Annotated in this window: 18 protein-coding genes; 10 read left to right on the top strand and 8 right to left on the bottom strand. The window is 56.4% G+C overall.

The genetic code is table 11. From position 1 onward, the window contains the following. Positions 1-35: 35 nt before the first annotated feature. Positions 36-1,781, top strand: coding sequence for an asparagine synthase (glutamine-hydrolyzing) (gene asnB, locus EL26_RS15380; protein ID WP_038090755.1), 1,746 nt, complete (start codon positions 36-38; stop codon positions 1,779-1,781). Between the two features lie 79 nt (positions 1,782-1,860). Beyond that, positions 1,861-3,501 (top strand): aspartate 4-decarboxylase, encoded by a 1,641-nt coding sequence (aspD, locus tag EL26_RS15375; protein ID WP_038090753.1) that lies wholly within the window; start codon positions 1,861-1,863, stop codon positions 3,499-3,501. Positions 3,502-3,690: 189 nt separating this feature from the next. On the opposite strand, the gene EL26_RS26490 is transcribed toward aspD, so the two are convergent. Further along, a complete protein-coding gene (locus EL26_RS26490; RefSeq protein ID WP_274518888.1) occupies positions 3,691-3,819 on the bottom strand; it encodes a hypothetical protein in 129 nt (42 codons plus the stop codon). Between the two features lie 378 nt (positions 3,820-4,197). On the opposite strand from EL26_RS26490, the gene EL26_RS15370 reads away from it, so the two are divergent. Continuing rightward, positions 4,198-4,518, top strand: a complete 321-nt coding sequence (locus EL26_RS15370; RefSeq protein WP_038090751.1) for a hypothetical protein — start codon at positions 4,198-4,200, stop codon at positions 4,516-4,518. Between the two features lie 67 nt (positions 4,519-4,585). Here the strand turns inward: EL26_RS15370 and EL26_RS15365 are convergent, their stop codons facing one another. The 6 genes from EL26_RS15365 to EL26_RS15340 all read right to left on the bottom strand — a co-directional run bounded on the left by EL26_RS15365 (position 4,586) and on the right by EL26_RS15340 (position 11,787). Beyond that, entirely contained in the window at positions 4,586-6,112 is a 1,527-nt protein-coding gene (locus EL26_RS15365) for an ABC transporter permease (protein WP_038090748.1), read from the bottom strand. After that, positions 6,113-7,192 (bottom strand): ABC transporter permease family protein, encoded by a 1,080-nt coding sequence (locus tag EL26_RS15360; protein ID WP_038090746.1) that lies wholly within the window; start codon positions 7,190-7,192, stop codon positions 6,113-6,115. An 88-nt stretch (positions 7,193-7,280) separates the two neighbouring features. Beyond that, complete coding sequence (locus EL26_RS15355; protein WP_038090743.1) at positions 7,281-8,558, bottom strand: MFS transporter; 1,278 nt, start codon at positions 8,556-8,558, stop codon at positions 7,281-7,283. A 75-nt stretch (positions 8,559-8,633) separates the two neighbouring features. Then, entirely contained in the window at positions 8,634-9,680 is a 1,047-nt protein-coding gene (locus tag EL26_RS15350; protein ID WP_038090740.1) for an ArsR/SmtB family transcription factor, read from the bottom strand. Between the two features lie 9 nt (positions 9,681-9,689). Continuing rightward, on the bottom strand, positions 9,690-10,355 hold the full coding sequence (locus EL26_RS15345) for a tetratricopeptide repeat protein (protein WP_038090736.1): 666 nt from the start codon (positions 10,353-10,355) through the stop codon (positions 9,690-9,692). A gap of 97 nt (positions 10,356-10,452) precedes the next feature. Then, positions 10,453-11,787 (bottom strand): amino acid permease, encoded by a 1,335-nt coding sequence (locus EL26_RS15340; protein WP_038090734.1) that lies wholly within the window; start codon positions 11,785-11,787, stop codon positions 10,453-10,455. 127 nt (positions 11,788-11,914) lie between these two features. Between EL26_RS15340 and EL26_RS23925 the strand changes: the two genes are divergently transcribed. The 7 genes from EL26_RS23925 to EL26_RS15310 all read left to right on the top strand — a co-directional run bounded on the left by EL26_RS23925 (position 11,915) and on the right by EL26_RS15310 (position 17,373). Continuing rightward, positions 11,915-12,589 (top strand): MgtC/SapB family protein, encoded by a 675-nt coding sequence (locus EL26_RS23925; protein WP_052036448.1) that lies wholly within the window; start codon positions 11,915-11,917, stop codon positions 12,587-12,589. Positions 12,590-12,858: 269 nt separating this feature from the next. Beyond that, positions 12,859-13,341, top strand: coding sequence for a DMT family transporter (locus tag EL26_RS15330; RefSeq protein ID WP_052036447.1), 483 nt, complete (start codon positions 12,859-12,861; stop codon positions 13,339-13,341). Between the two features lie 270 nt (positions 13,342-13,611). After that, positions 13,612-13,974 (top strand): hypothetical protein, encoded by a 363-nt coding sequence (locus EL26_RS15325; RefSeq protein ID WP_038090814.1) that lies wholly within the window; start codon positions 13,612-13,614, stop codon positions 13,972-13,974. A gap of 18 nt (positions 13,975-13,992) precedes the next feature. Further along, positions 13,993-14,142, top strand: a complete 150-nt coding sequence (locus EL26_RS25830) for a hypothetical protein (protein ID WP_162835165.1) — start codon at positions 13,993-13,995, stop codon at positions 14,140-14,142. Positions 14,143-14,257: 115 nt separating this feature from the next. Then, positions 14,258-15,589: a helix-turn-helix domain-containing protein gene (locus EL26_RS23920; protein WP_152559284.1), complete on the top strand. Its 1,332-nt coding sequence runs from the start codon at positions 14,258-14,260 to the stop codon at positions 15,587-15,589. 285 nt (positions 15,590-15,874) lie between these two features. After that, positions 15,875-17,044, top strand: coding sequence for a tetratricopeptide repeat protein (locus EL26_RS15315; RefSeq protein WP_081857240.1), 1,170 nt, complete (start codon positions 15,875-15,877; stop codon positions 17,042-17,044). Between the two features lie 122 nt (positions 17,045-17,166). Further along, on the top strand, positions 17,167-17,373 hold the full coding sequence (locus tag EL26_RS15310; protein ID WP_038090730.1) for a hypothetical protein: 207 nt from the start codon (positions 17,167-17,169) through the stop codon (positions 17,371-17,373). 67 nt (positions 17,374-17,440) lie between these two features. Here EL26_RS15310 and EL26_RS15305 read toward each other — a convergent pair whose 3' ends face one another. Further along, positions 17,441-17,761 carry a hypothetical protein gene (locus EL26_RS15305; RefSeq protein WP_038090729.1) on the bottom strand — a complete coding sequence of 107 codons (321 nt, stop codon included), beginning with the start codon at positions 17,759-17,761 and terminating at the stop codon, positions 17,441-17,443. Between the last annotated feature and the right edge of the window lie 229 nt (positions 17,762-17,990).

Below are 17,990 nucleotides of genomic sequence, written 5' to 3'. Positions count from 1 at the left end.
CCTTGAAAAACGCAATTCCACAGGAGGCAATAACCATGACAGGGCTCACCGGCTTTCTTGATTGGAAGCAACGCATCGCACAACCGAGAGAACTCCTCCGCAGCATGTCGCAACCTCTCGACGTTGTCCACACGCACTATGACGCTCACGCCGCGATGGCGTCCTCGTCGCTTGCCGGCTCAGACGGCGTCACCGTTGCCGTTTGGGGCTATCTCTACAACCAAGAGGAACTTACGCGCGATCTGCAAAGCGCAGGTCACCGCTTCCAAGGCCGAGAGCTCCCGGAACTGTTCCATACGGCGTTTCTCCACTGGGGGGACTCGTTCGTCGAGCGGCTCGCCGGGGCGTTTGCTTTTGCGATCTGGGATGCCCGTGAACAACGGTTGCTCCTCGGACGCGATCACATCGGCATGAAGAATCTATACGTTTCGGACCGAGGCGACTCCTTGGCGTTCGGCACCGAAATCAAAATGGTCTTGGAGCACCCGGACGTCACGCGCAACGTCGCGGCAGACGGGTTGATCGAACTGCTCGCCAAGGGGCCGTACTTCTCACCCGGACAGGCTGTCTTCGCCGACGTTCGGGAACTCCTGCCGGGCCATCTCTTGATCTGCACCCCGCATGGAACCCGAACGCACCCATATTGGAACGTGCAATCCCGCCCGCATGAACATTCTATTGAAGAGACTGTGCACAACATCGACTCGCTGCTGCAATCGCACGTGATCCAGTGGGGAAATCTGCCGACCCCGCCGACGGTCATCCTCTCCGGCGGACTCGATTCCAGCGGATTGACCGCCATGATGCACCGCTTCTTCGGACACAAGCACCCGGATTGGAAGTCGTTCTCCGGCAATACCAAGGAAACGTACAACGTGGAGAATGCGGAAGACATGGATTTCACATGGGTGAAGCGGGTCGCCGAACACTTGGGCATGCAGGATGAGGAATTTCTGTTCGACCTCGACGCGCTCTGGGAGATCAACCACATCCCGCGCCGCGCGCACGACCTCCCCACAGAAGCGAAGTACGAAGCTTCCACCTATCAAATCTACCGCAAAATCGGCGAGCAATACTCCGTCATCGTCAGCGGCGAAGGATCGGACGAGATGTTCGCTTCGATGTACTGGTTTTACCGCGACCGCCAAGCGGGAGACCCCAAATTCCCGTGGCTGGCACCGCAAACCTCGATCTTGGCATCACCCGCTCTCCTAGAAACCCTTCAAGCTTCCGACTACCTCCACGAATGCGGCCTGCGTCACCTGCGCGAAGTTCCGACGCTCCCCGGAGAGGACGAGCCGAACCGCCGCATGCGGGAACTCGCCTATTTCACACTCAAAGAGTACCTTCCTTACAACATGCGCCACAACGAACGGATGGCGGCCGCCGCCGGCGTGCAACTGCGGATGCCGTTTGTCGACCCGCGCCTCGCGCAATACGCGTGGAACATCCCGTGGGAGATGAAAAACCACAACGACCAACCCAAAGGAATCCTGCGCCGCACCTTCCGCAACTACCTGCCCGACTTCATCGTGGATCGGAAAAAAAGCAACGTCCCGATGGTCTTCCAAAGCTCCTACCCCAAGCGCCTGCACGAAGCGGCCGAAGCGATTCTCCGCGACCCGCAAGCGCCGCTCTACGACTTGATCGACCGCGAACACCTCCGCAAAATCCTCGACGAAAAAACGATCGAGCGCGACATGTACATGAGATGGCGCTTGGATTACTACTTGCAAATCGACAGCTGGATGCGCGAGTACCGCGTGCAGTTGCGCGTCTGACGGCACATAACATCCACCTCCAAGGCACACAATACACGAGGACTCCCAATAAACTCCTCTCTTGGAGGTGACGCACTCGATGGACTACACCCCTGAACAACGACGTGAAATGGAGCGCTCCTTCTCGGCGATCTCTCCGTTTGAATTCAAAAACAAGCTGATCGAACTGGCAGAGGGCCGCAAAAAATGCGCGCGGGCTCTGCTCGATGCCGGTCGCGGGAATCCAAACTGGATTGCGTCCACGCCGCGCGAAGCTTTTTTCACCCTTGGGCAATTTGCGGTGCAGGAGTGCCGCCGCGTGTGGACGGAACAAGACCTCGCAGGCATGGCGCAGCGCGAAGGCATCGCCGAGCGCTTTGCGCAGTACGCGAAGCAGCAGTCCGACGCGCCTGGGATGGCGTTGCTCCAAAACATCGTCAACTACGGCATCGAGACCAAGAACTTCGACCCGGACCTCTGGGTCTATGAATTGGTCGACGGGATCATCGGCGACAACTACCCGGTCCCGGACCGCATGCTGATCCACGCGGAGCAAGTCGTCCGCGATTTCGTCGTGCAGGAGCTTTGCGGCAACGACACGACGAGCGGCGCGTTCAACTTGTTTGCCGTCGAAGGAGCGACCGCCGCGATGTGTTATCTGTTCGAAACATTGGCGTCGAACTTCCTGCTCACGCGCGGAGATAAGATCGCGATCACCGTCCCGATCTTCCCGCCGTATGTGGAAATTCCCGAGCTGGAGCGCTACCGGTTCGACGTGGTGGAAATTCACGCAAGCGGGGTGGACGAGCAGGGGAATCACACGTGGCAATTTCCCCGCGAAGAGATGGAGAAGCTCGCCGACCCGTCGATCAAAGCGTTTTTCCTCGTCAACCCGAGCAACCCGCCGTCGGTCGCCGTCCAGCCGGAGACCGTCCAACAGATCGTCGAGATCGTCAAAACGCGCAACCCGAACTTGATGATCATCACCGACGACGTGTACAGCACGTTCGTGGACAACTTCCGCTCGCTGATGGTGGACTTGCCGTACAACACGGTCGGCGTCTACTCGTTCTCGAAATACTTCGGCGTGACCGGCTGGCGCTTGGGTTTGATCGCCGTGCATGAGCACAACGTGTTCGACCGCCTGATCCAACAGCTTCCCGACGAGCAGAAGCAGAGCCTGCACAAACGCTATTCGTCCATGACCCAACACCCCGACGAAGTTCCGTTTCTCGATCGGATCGTCGCGGACAGCCGTTCTGTGGCGCTCAACCACACGGCGGGTCTTTCCACGCCGCAACAGGTGCAGATGGCGATCTTCTGCGCGTTTGCGCTGCTCGACAGGGAGAACGCGTACAAGAACTTGACCAAGGACATCTGCCGCCGCCGCATGAGATTGCTCTACGAAGGCTTGGGTCTCCCGCAGCCGCAATTGAAGTATCACGCCGATTACTACACGGAATTTGACTTGGAAGTCTGGTCGAACCACCACTACGGCAAGGATTTCACCGATTTTCTGCAAAAAAAGTACGAGCCCGTCGACATCCTGTTCCGCCTCGCGGAGAACTCTTCGATCGTGTTGCTGAACGGGGGCGGCTTCCACGGACCGACGTGGTCGATTCGCGTGTCGCTGGCGAACCTGAACGACGAGCAGTACAGGCAGATCGGAGAAGAGCTGCACAAAGCGTTGGATCAATATGCAGCCGAATGGAAAGCATCACAAAAAACACCCGCGCGCTGAGGCGACGGGTGTTTTTGGGGTCTGTGCGTTTTCAGCACGACGTGGGATTAGTAACCGTAACCAGCACCGTATCCCGGAACCAACAGGAAGAACAGAACGAAGATGATCAGAAACACAACCGCCCAACGGGTGTAAGCACCGAAAGCACCGTACATCAGGAATCACCTCCCTCGGAAGTTCCCGACAAGATTAGTTGCAATGCATGGTCGTCGTTTGTACCGGGTAGCAGTACGGAACGAGAAGGATAAACAGCACGAAGATGATCAGGAATACAACCGCCCAGCGGGTGTAACCGCCAAATACGCCGTAACCGTCCATTTTGCAACCTCCCCTCACTCAACTTACACCACATCCTATGGCAGTCCCCCCGTTCCAGCAACGGCGAGTGCCTAGTTGTCCGTGAAATGGGTGTCCGCCCGCGGGGGCGAGGCGCTTTTCACCAGAATCAAGCCAATTTTGATCAAACGGCCTTGCTTTTGTTGCATAATGCACCTACTCTCCCTGAAACTGCGCTTTCTTCACCGTAATAGGCGAAGATCAACTGGAGATGAACATGACGAATTCACAATTTCGAGGTATGATGACGAGAGTACATATCAGAGTCCCCGCTCCCGGTGCGTGCTTTCGCAGGAGTTGGGACAAACTGTTGGGGAAGAGTAGAAACAGGGACCACATATTGGAGGAGGAAATTGTCACATGCAAATCAACCATCGGATTTTCGACCTGGAGATCCAGAAACATAACCTGAACGACAATCAAGAGGAGTCGTTCATCGACTTCTTGATCGGCGGCTCTTCGGGGTTTGAAGGCTTCAATCGCCGTTACCGCCTGCTCTTGACACGCGTTGGCGGCGTCAACCAACCGCTGAAAGTTCTGCACGGCAGCTCCCAACCGTGCTTCATGTGCGCGGGCGGCTACTCCTGCCCGTCTTTGACCAAGCGCAAAGACGAAGTGTACAGCGAACTCCAAGCGCAACTCGCCGAGAACAACGAACCGGTCGGCGCGGGGCAAGAGTAATTCCCTTGCAGAAACGAGAAAACAGCCCAACCGACAGGTTGGGCTGTTTGACGTCTCGTCCATTTCATCAAGGAAGCGGCTTTCCCGAGACGATCTTGTTGGGCTCGCGGGGCTTGCCGTTCATGTACAGCGTCCAGATTTCCTCGCGGTTGTCCGGGCCGTGCATGTACACTTCCACCTGCTTCGTCTCGATCGGCGCGCCCCAGTCGGTTTTGATCACGGGGCCGTCGGAGATCTTGCCGATGTTGCTGTAGCTCAAGTTGCGCTCTTTCATCGCCGCGATCCACTGATCAAACGGCGGGATCGGCTGTTTGGGAGTTTCGTACTTGCGGGACGGGTTGTACGGCGGGGACGTCAACTCCATCGCCGCTAGCGTCCAGTCCGTTTTCAGCCCTTGGAAAAAGTTTGTGGCATCCGCTTGAAACTCGCTCCGCATGATCTCGTCTTCAGACGGCAACGCGGCCGCGCTGCTGGAGAACGCGGGCATCGCCGCCGTGCGCGGAGGCGGGCTGCCGGCAGCTTCTGCGGAATCTTTATTTTTTTGCTGCGGCGCGTGGTCGGGGAGCAGGAGCACAGCGGCGAGACACAGCGCGGAAAACCCGCCGACCGCCGCTTGCAAGGGTCGGTTTTGCAGAATCGGTTTGGCTTGGTGACGGGCCGCGGGCGAAGACAAGTACCTCTGCAATTCCTTCGAGAAAAATTGCAAGATCAACACCGCCCCGGCAAAAAACACCCCGGCACCCGCGACGAGCCACCAATAGCTGCGAATGTACTTCGCCCCGTACGCGACCAAACTGCCCCACTCGCCGTTTTTCGTCAAGTAGAGGATCACCGGCGGCGGCCCGTCGTCGACCATAAACGTCTCGCCTCCGCCGAGAAACACCGACAGAATCGAGAGCTGCCCGATCAAGAACAGCACGCCGATAAAGTCGGACAGAAACGCAAACAACAACTCCGGCCGCATGTGCGGCAAGATGTGCCGCCACACGATGCCCCTCGTGGAAGCGCCCATCGTGCGGGCGGCGTCGATGTACAGCCGTTCCGCGTAAAACTGCGAGCGATTGGCAAACTGGTTGGCGATTTGCGGCACGCCGATGCAGACGATCATCGCAAACAACAGCACCACCGTCTGATCCGGCGAGAGAAACGCCGCCGAACCAAACAGCGTCGGGAAGATAAACACCAGCGGCGGCACCGCGGACAACACCACATTCAAAAACGAAATCACGCCGCGCCCGCGCCCGGTCGCGCCGGAGAACAGCCCGCCGGGCAGCGCCAGCAAAAACCGCACCGCCGTGGCGAAAAACGCAAAGCCCAGCGTGTATTTCGCGCCGTTGAGCAACAGAGACAGAAGATCGTATCCGCGGTGATCGGTGCCAAGCCAATGCTGCCAAGAGGGGCCGAACGGCGGGGCGAGCATTTTGACTTTGCCTGTCGCGGGGTCGATGCCTTTCATGAGGTTCACCCGGTCGGCCGGGTCGATGCCGTAGGGCATGAGATGATGGCCGAAGAAAACGAGGAAGACCAGTAACAGCAGGAGTCCCCACGCGAGGCGGTATCGCCACGGGGAGTACGTATCGGGTGTCGGTTTCATTTACGCGCCCTCCTTGGTCGAAACGATCAGCATCCGTTGCAGGAGGTGGAGAATCCCGTGGGCGAGCAGAGCGAACGCGGCGAGGATTCCGCAGGTCGTCGGAAGCGACGTGACCAACAGCATCTTGGGAGTCAGCGCATAGCCGCCGAGCCCGAAAATGCCGCACATGACTTCCGACATGACGAGCGCCGTGATGCAGACGGTTACTGCGCGAGGCAACACGGCGAGCACATCGGCGGTCGTGTTGCGCAAGATGTGGCGCAAAAGCGTCGCTGTCGACGTCAGCCCTTTGGAGTACGCGGTTTTGATGTACGCCGCTTGCCACTCGCGATCGACGGCGATGCGCAGCGTCCCGTAGAGCAAGAGTGCCGGCATGATCGAGACGGTGAGCAGCGGAATCAACAGCGGCGTTTTGCCGGCAAACTGCATGATGAGCACGACGTTATGCCCCGCGAGTTTGGCCAGCAGAATTGCTCCGAATTGAAACAGCACGACGACGAGAAAGTCGGGGAGCGCCAACAGCAGGGCATGCCCCCGGTCCATCACGAGTCCGAACCGAGGCTTCCACGCGGAGAGAACCGCCAGTCCGTACCCGAGCACGACAGAGAGCAGAAACCCCGGAATCAAGTATGACAGCGAGCGGGAGATCATGTCGGGCAACAGTTCGGAAATCGGATACGCGCGGGTGGGGGTGGATTTGTACGTCAGCGTCCCGAGATCGCCGCCAAGGTATTGCGACACTTGTTGGTTCAGCCCGTAGACGTACGCCCGGAACGTAAACTTCGGCGGCGAAACTAGTACGGGTCGTGCTTGCACGATGTAGGGATTGGCTTTCAGCAACGTGATGAAGTCTTGCACGCGCCCAAACGGGACGTTGACGAGATTCGGCCCGGCCGTCGAGGTGCCCGGCACCGACTGCAACACGGCATCCAGCTTCAAGCCGTCGAGCGCGGCTTGGTGCGAGAGCTCCACTTGGACTTGGTCGAGCGCCTCGCGTTGAATGCCTTTGTCCACGTTGGCGACAAGAAAGATCCCGGCGAAGATGGACAGACAGATGAGAAGTGCTTTCAGAAACCTCAAACAAGAACCCCCTTTTATCAGAAATAGACACAGGAGTTTCCTGAAAGTTACAAAAAAAGACCCCGTCGCGCAGACAGGGTCTTATCTTTCATTGCGTGATTGGAATTTTTCTTGCCAACGTCGGAAGCGAGAGGCATTGGTAGAGGGAGATCGCGATCAACAGCGCGCCCATCGTCGCATACGCGCCGGTGACGCTGAGCCAGTCCGGAAACGTTACGGTGATCAAGAGCAGGGAGATCCCTTGCGACACCATCATCACCGGCGAGATCCAACCTTGGACGCGGCCCATCATCTTGGGGTCGACGAGTTGGGAAATCCACCCGAAAAACGAGATGTTCACCATCGGCATCGTCAAGCCGAACGCGAAATGGAACAGGAAGAACACGGGCACGCTCGGTGCGAACGCCGAGCCGACGAAGCAGCAGCCGCCGAGCAGAAAGCCCCACGAAAGCAAATTCCACAGCTTCATCGTCTTGGCGAGTTTGGAGACGATCGGACTTGCGATCAACACGCCGCTTCCCGACATCGCGCCCATCATCGCGGCGTAGGTCTCGTAGTTGTCCGGTGCGAGCACATACTTCAGTTTGAAGATCGGCATCACGCCCATGCCGCCGATGGTGAGCCCGAGGATCAACAGCCCGCCCATCAAGCGCACGAGCAGCGGGAAGTTCCAGATGTAGAGCGAACCGACTTTCAGGTCTTGCCAGACGGTGCGCACGTTCAAGCGGCGCCAAGAGGTCTTGCCGTTGGGCAAGCGGACTGCTTCGGAAACCGTGCACGAGCGAATCAACCACGACGAGATCAAAAACGACACGGCATCGATCAGCAGGGCTCCTTCGACGCCGATCGCCCAGTAGACGCCAGCACCGACCGAGTTGCCAAACACCAGCAGGACGCTCACCATCATCTGGTTGACGCCCGCCGCCGCCACACGCTCGTCCGGGCCGAGAATGCCTTGGGTGAGGGCGGCTTGCGCGGGGTTGAAAAACTTCTGGACGGCGCTGCGCAAGAACAGCACGGCGAAGATCAGCGGCAGCCAGCCGACGTGGACGGCGGCGAGCAACACCGCCGTCAGCCCGGCGCAGATCAGATTGGCGTTGGACGCGATCTTCTGCCTGTCCATCCGGTCGGCGAGCACGCCGACGATGTAGAATACGGTGAGCGTCGGCAGCGAGATCATCAAGTCTGTGAGCGTCGCATAGCCCGGCTGGTTGCCGAAGTGGTGCAAGAGGAAGAACATGAAAGAGATCGTGCCGATCTCCGAGCCCAGTTGCGACGTAAAATTTGCGAAAAACAGCCGACGGTACTGCGGGTTGGTCAGCACACCGAATTTGGATCGTTTGGTTTTTTGAGTTTCTTGGATCATGCCCAAAACGCCTCCTTCTGGCAAAAGCTTACGAGAAGGAAGCGCGGGGCGGCAACTTTTTCGATCATTGGCAAATCAATCGGGGAAAATTTCAGTGAGACCGAGCAACAAGTCGGAGAGGCCGTTTCGATCAAAGTGGTAGAACACATAGTGGCTTTGGCGTTTCGGTGTGACGAGCCCGGCCTCTTGCAGCTGTTTGAGATGTTTGGAAGCGGTGGCTTCCGAAATCGAGAGGAGGCCGGCCAGTTGGCGGGTGGAGCGCGGCTCTTGCGCCGCCAGTTGCAAAATTTGCAGGCGCGTGGCGTCGCCCGCCGCTTTTAACAGCTCCAGCAAACGGTCGGGCGGAACCGGGGCGCTTCCTTCCTCTTGCTGCTGCATCAACGGGTAGGCGATCAGCGGATGTTCGCCGCTGACGCCGAGCAGCAAAAACGGCCACGTGAAGTAGGACGGCATGAGGTACAAGCGCTTCTCCGGCGGAAACTGCACTTCGGTATCCAGCGTGTTGTACGTCACCGTGGCGGTGCGGGTTTTGAAGTTGACGAGCAGGTAGCGGGAGAGGTTGACCAGCCCGTGCAGCACCGACTTGCGCGTCATCACCCGCAGGCGGCGTTCGATGTCTTGGCGGATCAACGTCTGCATGTCTTGCCAGGTGTCTGCAAACGCCTCTTGCCAATACCGCGCAAACATCGCGAGAAACCGCTCCCGGTGCCGGACGGGGTCGTTTTTTAAATCGGAAAAAAACGCCTGTTGAAGCAACTCCGGCCGCTCGACCAGATCGGTGCTTTTCAAGGAATACCCGCCCAGCATCTCGTCTGCGTACCACGGCAACGGCTGCTCGCGCAGCCAGTTCAGTTGCCCGGCAAAGTCGGCGGGCATGTCGGCCACCCGCATGTCCCAGATCAGCGGGATGGCGTTATCGCCCCACATCGGCTCAAAGTAGTGCAGTTCGGCTTTGAGTTCGGCGCTCAACTGCTTGCGCGTGCGCAACACCCACGACGTGTGCAAGGGGAAGCGTTTCGGCAAATGGAGGATGTGCAGGCTTTGGAGCGCTTCTTGGGCGGGAGAGGGCGTGAACACGACGCGCTCCGGCGGCAAGTCGCGCAGGCGAAAGTGGATCGTCATGCGGGCCCCTCACTTTTTGAACCAACTGCGCAGCGCCCATTTGCGTTCCGAGCGTTTCTTGTATTTGGGAAGGCTGCGGTAGATGTCCACCGATTCGCGGAACGCCCGCTTCGCTTCTTCGGCCTTGCCGAGTTGTTGGTACAGCAGCCCCAGCCTGTAATACGCTTCACAGGAGGAGGAGTGAATTTCTTGGAAGTGTTGCAGCGCTTGCACCGCTTTGCCTTGGTCGACAGCGGAGAGCGCTTCCGCCAGCTTCAGATACGGCTCGCCGTACTTGGCGCGCGGGTTGAGCGCGAGGCCTTCGCGAATGCGGGCTTCTCCCGCTGCCAAGTTGCCGGTTTTCAACAGCGCATACCCGGACTCGCACAGCACATCGGCCGAATCGCGCATGACCAGACGGGCTTCTTCGAGCAGGGTGTGCGCTTCCTCGTAGCGTTTCTTGTCCAGCAGCAGGCGGGCGAGTTCGACTTTCGCCTGCGTGTCGTTCGGGTTGATCCGCAAGTCGTTTCGCAACTGCGAGATGCGCCGCGAGCGGCGGAACGGCTCCACCAAGCTCGGAAGCAGCCCGACGAAACGCCGGTCGGCGAGGTAGACGATCACCAGCAGCACCAGAATCGCCACGATCGGACTTCGCGTCAGGGTAAGCAAGATGTAAAAAAGAAAAAATTTACTCATGTCATCCTCCATCACTCCAGAAGTATGACCTCATTTTACCAGATTTTGAAACGAGAAGCCCCTTCCAAATGCGGCCGGAAGGGGCTTTTCTCTCCTGCTATTTGTTGTTGTTCGATGCTAATCTGGGAATCAGCTTGTAAGACAGGGCGATCAGCACCAGCGCCGCCGCGAGAACCAGCGTTCCGCTGAGCGGCGACGTGAGCAACACGCCGACGAAGATCACGATCAACGCGATCAAGGCAAGCAGCGAACCCGTCGCGGACGTCCCGGCGTTGCGGGCGCTCTTGATATGCGTGACCAAGAGCAGCATCCAGACGATCATGATCGCGAAGCCGGGGATGACCATCAAGAGATCAAACGTGTTCCCCTTGGCAAAGAACGCAATGATCACGCCGATGTACAAAAACGACGTCGACATCAGCATCGCCCGCACCGGCACTTTGCGGGCGGACAACTTGGCAAAAAAGCGCGGCGCCTGTCCGGCACCCGCTTGCGTGTACAGCATGCGGGACGCGGCGTACATGCCGGTGTTGGCGGCGGACAGCACGGCGGTCAACATGACGAAGTTCATCAAGTCGCCCGCGTACGGAATGCCGATCGCCGTGAACACCGTCACGAACGGAGAGTTGTCATCGAGTTGGTTCCACGGCACCAGCGACGTGATCACGAGAATCGGCAGCACGTAAAACACCAAGATGCGGACGATCACGCCGCGAGCGGCGCGCGGCACGACTTTCTCTGCGTCTTCCGTCTCGCCAAGCGTCATGCCGATCATCTCCGTCCCGCCAAACGAGAACATCACGACCAGCATCGATTGCGCGAGCCCCGACAGCCCGTTCGGGAAGAACCCGCCGCTGTCGGTCAGATGCGAGAAGCCGGTCGCCGGATGATCGCCGACTCCGGTGAACAGCAACACGCCGCCGATGATGATGAACAGCACCAGCGTGAGAATCTTCACGCCCGTCAGCCAAAACTCCGTTTCGCCGAACACGTTGACTTGAAACAAGTTCAACAGGGTGATGCCAAGCGACACGATCAACGACAACAGCCACAGCGGGACGCTTGGAAACCAATGGTTCAAAAACATGCCGGCCGTCGCGACTTCCGCCGACATGACCAGCACCCACGCAAGCCAGTAGTTCCACCCGGCAAAGTAACTGGTGAAGCGGCCGAGTATCGGCTCCATCAATTCGCGGAACGTCGCGGCTTTGGAATTTTGCAAAGCCAACTGTGCCAAGCCCTGCATCACAAACAACAGAATGATACCGCCTACTACGTATGACAGGATGACACTGGGTCCGGCCATCGCAATCGAGGACGAACTGCCCTTGAACATCCCGGCTCCGATCGCGCCGCCCAGCGCGATCATCATGATATGGCGCGCTTTCAGACTGCGCGCCAAGACTTCGTCTTGTCGTTGTTCTCTGCTCATGCTCTTCTGCCCCTTCTCTCTCCACTTTTCTCAACTGTAGTTATCTCACTTTTATACCACAAGGCTATCTTGTCGGCAAGATGATAAAATAAGGGTGAAGTTCCTAAATAGAACGGAGGAAGGCATGATGATCGATTCTTCGCATCTGGTGTTTCTGCTGCGCTTGGTGATCAGCGTGGTGTTGGGCGCGCTGCTCGGATTGGAACGCGAGCGCAAAAACAAATCGGCCGGGCTCAAGACGCACATTCTCGTCACGGTCTCCGGCTGTCTCTTGATGTGGCTGTCCACGCACATGTTTGACGACTTTCAAAACGATCCGCGAGTCAGCGTCGACCCGGCGCGCTTGGCGGCGCAGGTGGGAGGCGGCATCGGCGGGTTCTTGGCGGCGGGGATCTTCTTGCGCAGCGACCGCTTTGCAATCAGCGGGTACTCCACGGCAGGCATGCTGCTGTTGGCGCTGATCATCGGATTTGCCGTCGGCGGCGGGCAGTATTTCGTTGCGATCGTGACGGTGTTGATCGTCGTGGTCTGCATGATCTGGCTGGATCCGTTGCAAAACCGCCTGCACCGCCCGCGGCAAAAACGGCTCCTCTACACGTCGATCGACCGTCCGGCGCTCTTGGCGGACATCGCCACGATCCTCGGCAAACACCGCGTCAACATCATCGACGTCTCCATCCATGAGGAAGACGGGACAGCTATCACCGAAATGGAGCTGACCGCCCCGCCGAATCTGGATTGGGAGAAAGTCGTGCTGGAGCTCTCCGCCGTGGAAAGCGTGACGTCTGTTACGCTTCAATAACCACCAGCGAGAGGTTCTGCGTGCGCGCTCCGGATCGGATTCTTCGTCGAGCAACAGCGACGAGTACGCTTGGTCACCGTAATCTGATTTTTTACCTTCCTGGAGTTAATAGGTGTTACAATGAATATCTAGGAAGGCGAAATATTTGGACAAATATCGTGCGTGGATTTTGCTGGTGTTGTGCAATTTGTTTTGGGCAGGCAATTACGTGTTCGGCAAATTTGTCGTCACGGAATTGACTCCGCTGTGGATGACGGCTGCGCGCATTCGTGCTGTTGGTGCCGATGGCGCACTTTGTGGAACGTCCGCACTGGAGAGTTGTGTTGCGCCGTTGGCCGCTTTTGCTTTGCATGGGGCTGACCGGATCGCTTCTGTACAAATTTACTTTATATGAAGCTTTGCAATTTACCTCCGCCACGTCGGCTGCGTTCGTGCAAGCGCTCAACCCGGCGGTGCTGGTGTTGTTTGCGATGATTTTTTTGCGGGAGCGCTTACATGGAAAGCAGACGACAGGGTTGGTGGTGTCGTTGATCGGCGTGCTCGTCTTGCTGTCCAAGGGCGACTGGAATGTGTTGCTTGCTGCCGACTACAACCGGGGCGACCTGTTGATGGTAGCGGCGCTGATCTCGCTGCTCTTGGGCACGCCGATCACGCTCGCTCAACTGCTGGGCGACTTGATGATCTTGGTCGGGGTGTACTTCACGCCCCGTGTTCAGAATCGACCTATACTTAATGAAGAAATTCGTTCCTGAGAATCTTTCAAAAAACGGGCCCTGCACACGGGACAGGTGCCTGAGGCAGCGGGGCGTGCTTTTCCATAAGATGTACTATCTCTCAGGAAAGGCGTGATTGGCATGTACGGTGTATTCGGCAGCTATACGCAATGGGCGGTTGTCTTCCTGATCATCTTCGTCCTGTTCTTCTTGTTGGTCCCGTGGTGCTAATCCGAACGTGAGGGAATGAAAGCAGACAGGTCCCGATCCTGTCTGCTTTTTTTCAAATAGAGAAGAGGGGGGAGAAAGGTGTGGAAGGCGTGGAAATCGCTCCTCTCAACCCTTCAGCAAAGCATTGACATCACAACGGCCGTCTTGCTCTTAACCGGGCAGCTCACAGTCCGCTCCATCATCTTCTCCATCGGATCGGAATTTCGCCTCTCTGTGACAGGACCGATTCTTGGCGGACCGCGAGCCGTGCCTGTCGTCCAAAGTCCCGGCATCGCATTTGGAATTGATGCGACGGATGTGTTCCTTGCGTTGTTGTTGATCCTCGAACAAATCCAAGTGATCGGGCTCTTCATTCAGACGGGACGTTTGAGTTTGCTGATAGGAGGGCCGGTGTTCGGCAGTCGAAGGATTGTGCCGAATGTGCCGGGTCAGAAAAACTAATCGGAGGAGGCGTGAGACTTGCCTCTGTTCAATTTGCCTGCGATCCAATTGCCGACCGGAACGCGGTTTTATATCGCGGCTTTCTTGGCGGTGTTTTTTTTCTTCTTTACCAAGATGGAAAGCACAACCCAGTCGGAGTCGTCAAACCAGTCGAAATCCACTCAATAAAGACACCTGTTCTGCCTTTGCGGAACAGGTGTTTTTTTGTTAGAGGGGGAATTGTCAATAAACCTTGTTTTGTGTTAAATTTACTGTACTAATTTTCACGGCGCTGTTATTATAATTGTTGGAATCTATGAACGATATAGGCGGTGGCACGATGATCCTGGATCAAGAGATGACAATCGGACAACGTTTTAAGAAATATCGCAAGGAAAAAGGCCTTTCGCAGCAACAGCTGTCGGAGGGCATTTGTTCGTATTCGACAGTCAGCCAGATCGAGTGTGACCGTGCGCTGCCGTCTGTCGGGACATTAGAGAAGTTGGCGGAGCGCTTGAGCGTTCCGTTGCGGGAAATCTTGGGCGAGCAAGAGAAGAGCGGCGATGTCTCGTTTCAACTCGATTTACTGCGCGTCTCCGTTACCAAGGGGGACTACAAGTACGCGTTGGAGTTGATCGCGGAGCTTGAAGTGCAAGAGCTATTGGAGCACCAGCGCCATGTGCTGTTTCTGTGCCGGGTGGAATGTTTGACTTGCACAGGGGAACCGCAAGTCGCCGCGCGAATTGCGACAGAGTTTGTGCAGACGCAAGAGAAGCAGCAAACGATTTCTGACGAAATGCTTTGCGACGCGTATTACAAATTGGGCAAAGCGTATTATTACTTGCGCGATTTTGAAAAAGCGTTCTCGTCATATGAGCACGGGTATCATATTTCTTTGCGCTTGGAAAATATGACACGAACAGCGGCGCTTGTGACGCTTCATTTAGGGATGCTTTGCGGCCAATTAGGGTTTGAAGACGACGCTCGGCAATATCTTGACATTGCCCGCGAGTATTTCGCGGACAAGACCGACCTCGTCAACTTGGCTCGTTCGATGCTCTCCCTGGCGATCGCAACGAAAAACAAAGAAATTTTGATGGAAGCTCTGAGTTTGTACAATTCTTTGAATGATATCAAAAACGCCTACATCGCGCGTCAGTATTTCCTCTACTATTACGAGTCGCAAGTCGACTACCAAAGCGCGGTCAACGAGCTGCAAGAGATCGCATTTAAGTTCGATTCAGAGCTCAAAGACCCGGAAATGTCCGTGTATATGTACGGGCGGGCGTTTATGGTCAGTTTGAAGAGCGGAGATGTCGAGTTGGGTGAAATAAATCTAATTGAAGCTGAACGAATTTCTACTAAAGTGAAAAATCAGGACTCTCATCGAATTGCTTATCTTCACAGGTGTAAAGCGCTTAATGAAATGTCGAAGAAAAATTTTGAAAATGCTATTATACAGTCGTTAAAATCTAGCGAATTATATGGTAAGATGAAGATGTACTCGCAAAGCGCTGAATCGTTGCAAATCTCCGCGGAAGCATACTCCCAAATGGGCAAATTCCAGGAGGCGTACGAAGTGCTTACGCGAGTGAATAAACTTCTTAGAAGAGACGGAAGGGAGTCATACGAATGAAGAAAGTAATCCTGCTGGTGGTTCTCTCGATGATGGTGACCGGTTTTGTTTCGACTGCGAAACTGGTAGCTCATGAAGAGTTTCCGTTCGAATTGAAAGTTGCCGTAAAGCTTTAATATTATTTCGTTCATAAAAACCGCCCGTGTCGAAACGGGCGGTTTTTTGTTGTGTTTTGCTTGGTAGTAGAACCTACGCAAACTACTATCAAAACTACAGATTTTTTATTGGAATGGAATTCGCTACAATTTGGCATATACCAAGTATTTCAAGAGAGGGGCAGCGTGTATGACTCTAGGCGAGAAGATTCGTAAGGTGCGGGTCGGCAAAGGTTTTGCACAGATCGAGTCGACGGAGGGGCGTGCGGCGTCAGGCGTCCTGAGCGCAATTGCGGACCGGCTGGAGGGGGCGCTGGATCCAGTTACAATAGAGAACGAACGTCGCGCGCAAGCTCTCGGCCGCTACCAAACGGCTATGGAGCGAAAACAAAAACTGGATTTTGCGGGGGCTTTGGACCTATTGGAAGAGTTGCTGATGCAACCCTTTTTTGGTGTGTCGGAGGGCGAATTGATGTGTGAGACGGCGGAGTGCTACTTGCACGAAGGCAATCACCCGGAATCGTTCCATTGGTACCATTACGCACTGGAAGCGGCGAGCGCCGCCCAAGACCAAGCGGCTTTGATCCTCGCGTACAAGGGCCTCGGCCATCTGGAGTTCGCTCAAGGGAGGTTTCCCTATGCGCTCCGTCACTTTGACCGGGCGCTTGCGCTCTCCGAGCGTCTGCCGAACCAAAACGGAGCGCTGACGACGCATCTGTACGTGTTGCAAGGCCTTTGCCAGAAGCGGATGCAGAACATGAAAGACGCGATGCAATGCTTCCGCTTGGCGGTCTCCTGCTGCGAAGGCACCGTGAACCGCCGCTCGGCCGTGTGGTTGTTGCTGCTGATTGCGCGACTGTTTCGAGAGATGTCGTTTGAGTGGGAAGCCAAAGCGTACACCGAACGGGCGGCGTCTCTGCTGCGCGAAGACCCGCTGCTGGAGGATACGGACATTCCCACTCACTACGGCGTACTGCTTGGCATCCCCGGCAACATGGAGGAAGTTTGCAAAGTCCTGCGCGAGTACCTGACGCGGTTGGACGACGAAGGTTATGCGTTTGAAGCGGGCATCGGGTATGTGGAACTGGCGAAGATGCTGCTGGCGGTCGATCCCAAGCAAGCGGACGCCGTCTGCCGGCTGGCGTTCGAGCGGCTGCCGGATGAGCCCCAGTACGAGAGCGCCGTCTGCGCGCTGCTCGGAGAGATCGCCTGCAAGCGGGAAGCGTACCAAGCGGCGCTTGGGCACTACCAGCGGGCGGCCGACGGGTTCAAGCAGATGAAACAAGCCAAGCAATGGGCGCATGCGATGCAAGTGATGTCGTGGATTTACCGCAAACTGGAGGGCGCGCGCATCTCGTAAGCAGAGAACGCAACAGAAGTGTCACAGGATGGCTGTTTTTGGCTATTTAACGAAACCAAACCTTCGCATAAAATAGAGGTAGGCCCTGCGCGGACCAAAGTCGTGTAAGGAGCGATCGGCTTATGTGGGAGAAACAATTGCAGTGGTTGTCCGCTGCAACGCCGTGGGATTGGTTTTGGCACATCGTTGCCGCCGTCCTCTGCGTCTATTTCAGTGTTCCTCAGTTGTGCTGGCCGATGATCTCGCGCGTGATCAAGTGGTACAAGAAACGCAAAGGGATCGTCGATCAACCGTCAACCAGCGAATCGAGCGTCGTTGACCGCCCCTGACTGTTCATGAACGCAAAAAACAAGCGGGAAATCTCCCGCTTGTTTTTTTTTTTCTGCGTGCAGGGTGTTACCAATAGTACGGACGTGCAGCCAACGCGCCGGCGGCAAAACCTACCGTCAAGCCGGCCAGAGCCGCAAAGGGGACCCACAGAGCGCCGAAAAACACCGAAGTCGCTTCTGCGCCGTCAAATCCACGGTCGGCCGTTTGGAGCGTGAGGGAGGGATTGGCAGCGGAAATCATCCCCGCATAGCCGTGCGGCGTGACATACACTCCCTCCGGAGTGACGTGGCGGACGGTCGCATGGATGCGCCGGCCGTCATGGTGGTGCAAGGTGACTTGCTTGTTCACCATCTTGCAGCACTTTTTGTACAACGGATGATGAGCCATCTGGATTCCTCCTTTCGTAACGCGGATACTCAATTCTATGTGGACTTTTGTACAGGCGGCACGGCGGATGACACGGTTTTTATTTAAATTCCACAATTAAAATGGATCATTTTTCCGTCGAGAAACGACAAAATTTTACAATTTAATTCATTGACTCTATGAAAAGGTAAATTTATGATACAAGTAGGGGTAGGGAGATTGACTTGAAGTATCAAAATTAAGAAGCGAA

This window comes from Tumebacillus flagellatus, from assembly GCF_000714935.1.
Classification (GTDB): domain Bacteria; phylum Bacillota; class Bacilli; order Tumebacillales; family Tumebacillaceae; genus Tumebacillus; species Tumebacillus flagellatus.
The sequence above is the reverse complement of the archived record's forward strand: the minus strand, read 5'-3'. Positions and strand labels throughout refer to the sequence as shown.